Here is a 1235-nt window from a genome sequence, read left to right as displayed (position 1 = left end):
TGTAGTGGTCTAATGAAACCGGACACCCATTTAGGCGAGAATGCTCGCCAGATCGAGGTGTCAGATGACCAAACAACGCCGTTCCTTTACTCCTGAATTCAAGCGCGAGGCTGCTGATCTCGTGCTCAAACAAAACTACAGCTACATCGAAGCCAGCCGTTCACTCGGCATTGGCGAGTCGGCATTGCGCCGCTGGGTTGACCAGATTCAGAAAGAACATAAAGGCATCACCCCGCAGAGCAAGGCGCTGACGCCGGAACAGCAAAAAATTCAGGAACTGGAGGCCCGGATCGCTCGGCTTGAACGAGAGAAATCCATACTAAAAAAGGCTACCGCGCTCTTGATGTCGGAAGATCACGAGCGTTCGCGCTGATTGACCAGTTGAGCGCCCATGAGCCGGTTGATTGGCTGTGCAAGGTGTTTGACGTCACTCGCTCGTGTTACTACGCCCAGCGCCTGCGGCGCCGCACGCCCGACGTTGAACGGCTTCGATTGCGTAGTCGCGTCAGTGAGCTGTTCTCGCAAAGTCGTAGCTCTGCGGGCAGTCGCAGCATCCTGTCGCTGATGCGTGAAGACGGTGAGCAACTCGGTCGATTCAAAGTGCGTAGCTTGATGCGCGAGCTTGATTTAGTCAGCAAACAACCCGGCTCCCATGCCTACAAACGAGCAACAGTAGAAAGACTCGATATCCCGAACACATTGAACCGCGAGTTCGATGTGCCAGCGCCCAATCAAGTCTGGTGCGGCGATATCACCTACATTTGGGCGCAAGGAAAGTGGCATTACCTGGCTGTCGTCCTGGATCTTTGCACGCGTCGGATCGTGGGTTGGGCGCTGTCGGAAAAGCCAGACGCTGAGCTTGTGATCAAAGCGTTGGATATGGCCTACGAGCAGCGTGGCAGGCCTTCGGATCTGCTATTCCACTCGGACCAAGGATCGCAATATGCAAGCCGACTCTTTCGCCAGCGGTTGTGGCGTTATCGCATGCGTCAGAGCATGAGTCGTCGAGGAAATTGCTGGGACAACGCGCCGATGGAGCGCGTGTTCCGCAGCTTGAAAACTGAATGGATACCGACCGTGGGCTACAGAACTGCTCAAGAAGCCCAGCGCGATATCAGCCATTTCTTGATGCATCAGTACAACTGGATTCGACCCCATCAATTCAACGGTGGGCTGGCGCCAGCTCGGGCCGAAGAAAAACTTAACGTCGTGTCCGGGATTAGTTGACCACTACA

Annotated in this window: 1 protein-coding gene; it reads left to right on the top strand. The window is 55.1% G+C overall.

What is annotated here, in order from left to right; translation table 11 throughout:
• The first annotated feature begins 64 nt into the window (after positions 1-64).
• Positions 65-1227 (top strand): IS3 family transposase gene (locus HYI44_RS29135; RefSeq protein WP_225571210.1). Its coding sequence is split into 2 segments (ribosomal slippage): positions 65-320 and positions 320-1227, totalling 1164 coding nucleotides; the frame shifts between segments, so codons are not numbered across the junction.
• Positions 1228-1235: the final 8 nt, after the last annotated feature.

Origin of the sequence: Pseudomonas sp. Y24-6 (genome assembly GCF_020295325.1) — a bacterium.
Lineage (GTDB): Bacteria > Pseudomonadota > Gammaproteobacteria > Pseudomonadales > Pseudomonadaceae > Aquipseudomonas > Aquipseudomonas gregormendelii.
Note: the sequence above shows the minus strand (reverse complement) of the source record. Positions and strands in the feature narration are given on the sequence as shown.